Genomic DNA, 2,834 nt, shown 5'->3' on the forward strand with positions numbered 1-2,834 from the left:
TACGAGCTACGCTCGTTGGATAGAGAGATTGGGAAAAGTTCCTAAGGATGGGGGCTTGAGTGGAATAGGTGCAAGGATGCGTTTGGAAAACTTGGAGATATGGCGGCGCTCGGTGGATCTTAGTGTGGAGATTTACCGGCATTTCGCAGGGCATCGTGATTTCGGTTTCAGGGATCAGATCACTCGCTCTTCGTTGTCTCTGCCTTCTAATATTGCCGAGGGCTTTGAGAGAGCGTCGGAGAAAGAGAAGGCTTTGTTTTTGAACTACGCGAAAGGCTCGGCTGGTGAGTTGAAAACCCAGCTAATCATTGGCAGCAGGATTGGGTATATACCTGATGCGATGAGCAAGAGGTGGGGAGATGAGGTCGATCAGCTATCAAGAATGCTCTTTGCGATAATGCGAAAACTGAAGTGAATTTGAGGCTCCGGGCCGAAGGTCCGGTTGTGTTTTTCTAGCAGCTAGAAGCTCGTAGCTCGCAGCTACTCTTCGAAAACAGAGAGGTATATATGTCTTCCCCGTACCAAGAAAAAGCGAACGAATCCAAAGCCCACGTGGTGTGGCATGAGTCCAATGTGACCAAGGCTGACCGTGCCAAGGTGAAGGACCAGAAACCGAAGTGTATCTGGCTGACGGGGCTGTCTGGTTCTGGCAAGTCTACGCTGGCGAATGCGCTGGAAGTGGCGCTGACCGAGCAGGGTAAGCATACCTATCTGCTGGATGGCGATAATGTGCGTCATGGCCTGAACAAGAACCTGGGCATGAGCGATGCAGATCGCACCGAGAATATCCGTCGTGTGTCCGAAGTGGCCAAGCTGATGGTGGATGCGGGCCTGATTGTGGTGACCGCGTTTATCAGCCCGTTCCGTGCGGACCGGGATTCTGCCCGTGCGCTGTTCGACGACGGCGAGTTTGTCGAGGTGTTCGTGGACGCGCCGCTGGAAGAGTGCGAGAAGCGTGACCCCAAGGGCCTGTACCAGAAGGCACGCCAGGGCATCATCAAGGAATTCACCGGTATCGACAGCCCCTACGAGGCGCCGGAGAAGCCGGAAGTGGTGATCAACACCGCCGAAAACGATATCGAAGCCTGTGTGAAGCAGCTGATCGCCGCCATCGTTTGATCGGTGGGCGCTCTCTTGGCCCTTCCGGGTATGCTTGCAAGCGATAGGGACTAAAGTGCCGCTGGGCTGCGCTGGGTGCGTTACTTCGTTACGCTATGTTCCCACAGCAGACCTGGAAAAGCCGTGCCTGGTGTCGGGTGCGGCTTTTTAGTAGCAGCTTCTCGCGACGAGGAAATGCGAAAAAAGCTATGAGCTTCTAGCTGCTAGCTTCGAGGAATGACAGAAAACTGCTGCAAGCTACAAGGAAGATCAAAGGGAAAGGCATGAAATACCTTTCGCGGCAGAATCGCCGCTCCGAATAGGGGCGGTATAGATTCTTGGCTGTGTCGGTTGAGATTGCAGGGAGTATACTGAAGGACTGCATCCTGCTTGGATAGATGAATACGCCTGCGTTCTATGGTTCGGGTATTGACAGCCCTGGCGTGCGTGATAACGGCTGAGTGAATTATGAGTAGTGTCTGGCGAATTTCTCTCCTAATTGTCATCACTTTGTTGTTTGTGTGTGGTGCCATGTTGCCAGGCGAGATGAGAGAAACGGTAAGTAAGGCGTTGTCGCTGGGCGGTGTTGATGTGTACGCGCATCTGTTCTTTTGTGCCCTGATTGCCCTGTTGCTAGGCTGCAACGGGATGCCTTTTATATGGATTTTTGTGCTTTTGATGGTGTTAGGCGGCTTGATTGAACTGGCCCAGCTGTGGATTCCATACCGCTCTACCAGCTGGAATGACGTGACCGGTAACGCGGTTGGCACGATTGTTGGGCTGTCAGTTTTGTGGCTGGGTAAACGGCTGTTGAAAAGAGGGAGTGATGGTTAAAAAAGCGGTTTTACCGGTGGCGGGCTTCGGTTCGCGCATGCTGCCGGCGTCCAAGTCCATTCCCAAGGAAATGTTGCCCATTGTGGATCGGCCTGCCATCGAATACGTGGTGAAGGAAGCCGTGAGAGCAGGGATCAAGGACATCATTCTTGTAACGCATTCCGCCAAGACGGCCATAGAAGACTACTTCGATACCCAGTTCGAGCTGGAGAACCTGCTGGAGGCCAAGGGCAAGGATACGCTGTTGGCCGAGGTGCGCGGTATTCTGCCGGATGATGTGAGTGTGATTTCGATCCGCCAGCATCGGGCGTTGGGTCTGGGCCATGCTGTAGCCTGTGCGGCGCCGGTGGTAGGCGATGAGCCTTTTGCAGTGTTATTGCCGGATGTGCTGGTGGACTGGGATGGCCAGAAGGAGGATCTCGGGGTCATGGTTGAGAGATATCATGCCAGTGGTGCTGCTCAGATTATGGTCGAGGAAGTCCCGAAAGAGCGAGTGAGGCAATACGGTATTGTGGCCCTGAAGGGTGAGGTACCCGCTCCCGGTGAAAGTGCGCCCATGACGGCGGTGGTCGAGAAGCCCGCGGTTGAAGATGCGCCATCACGCCTTTCTGTGGTGGGGCGCTATGTGCTGCCGGGTGAGATCATGGGCATTTTGGCTGAGACCCCACCAGGTGCGGGGAACGAGATCCAGCTCACCGATGCCATTGCGACCTTGATGGAGCGGGCGCCCGTGGACGCCTATGCTATGCGCGGCCGGACTTTCGATTGCGGTAACAAGGCTGGGTATTTACAGGCGATTTTCCATTTCGCTGCCCGCCACCCCGAGTTAGGCGAGCAGGTGCGTGCGATGATGGCCGCCGAGCTGGGTTGACAGCTATCAGCTGTGAGCTGTGAGCTGTGAG

General features: G+C 54.9%; 4 protein-coding genes. All 4 read left to right on the forward strand.

The window, feature by feature from the left end; translation table 11 throughout:
• Nucleotides 1-415, forward strand: a 415-nt coding sequence (locus B3Q33_RS02815) for a four helix bundle protein (protein ID WP_286826777.1), incomplete at its 5' end; no start/stop codon positions are given.
• A 92-nt stretch (nt 416-507) separates the two neighbouring features.
• Nucleotides 508-1,119 (forward strand): adenylyl-sulfate kinase, encoded by a 612-nt coding sequence (gene cysC, locus B3Q33_RS02820; protein WP_273008836.1) that lies wholly within the window; start codon nt 508-510, stop codon nt 1,117-1,119.
• A gap of 447 nt (nt 1,120-1,566) precedes the next feature.
• Nucleotides 1,567-1,932 carry a VanZ family protein gene (locus tag B3Q33_RS02825; RefSeq protein ID WP_273008835.1) on the forward strand — a complete coding sequence of 122 codons (366 nt, stop codon included), beginning with the start codon at nt 1,567-1,569 and terminating at the stop codon, nt 1,930-1,932.
• On the forward strand, nt 1,925-2,803 hold the full coding sequence (galU, locus tag B3Q33_RS02830; RefSeq protein WP_273008834.1) for a UTP--glucose-1-phosphate uridylyltransferase GalU: 879 nt from the start codon (nt 1,925-1,927) through the stop codon (nt 2,801-2,803). Before B3Q33_RS02825 ends, galU begins: the two co-directional genes overlap by 8 nt.
• Nucleotides 2,804-2,834: the final 31 nt, after the last annotated feature.

Source organism: Alcanivorax sp. UBA3183 (assembly GCF_002364155.1).
GTDB lineage: Bacteria > Pseudomonadota > Gammaproteobacteria > Pseudomonadales > Alcanivoracaceae > Alcanivorax > Alcanivorax jadensis.

Bases quoted from the DNA above. Each gene is read 5' to 3' on its own strand.
- B3Q33_RS02825 (WP_273008835.1), top strand. From the start codon at position 1,567: ATGAGTAGTGTCTGGCGAATTTCTCTCCTAATTGTCATCACTTTGTTG.
- galU (WP_273008834.1), top strand. From the start codon at position 1,925: ATGGTTAAAAAAGCGGTTTTACCGGTGGCGGGCTTCGGTTCGCGCATG.
- cysC (WP_273008836.1), top strand. From the start codon at position 508: ATGTCTTCCCCGTACCAAGAAAAAGCGAACGAATCCAAAGCCCACGTG.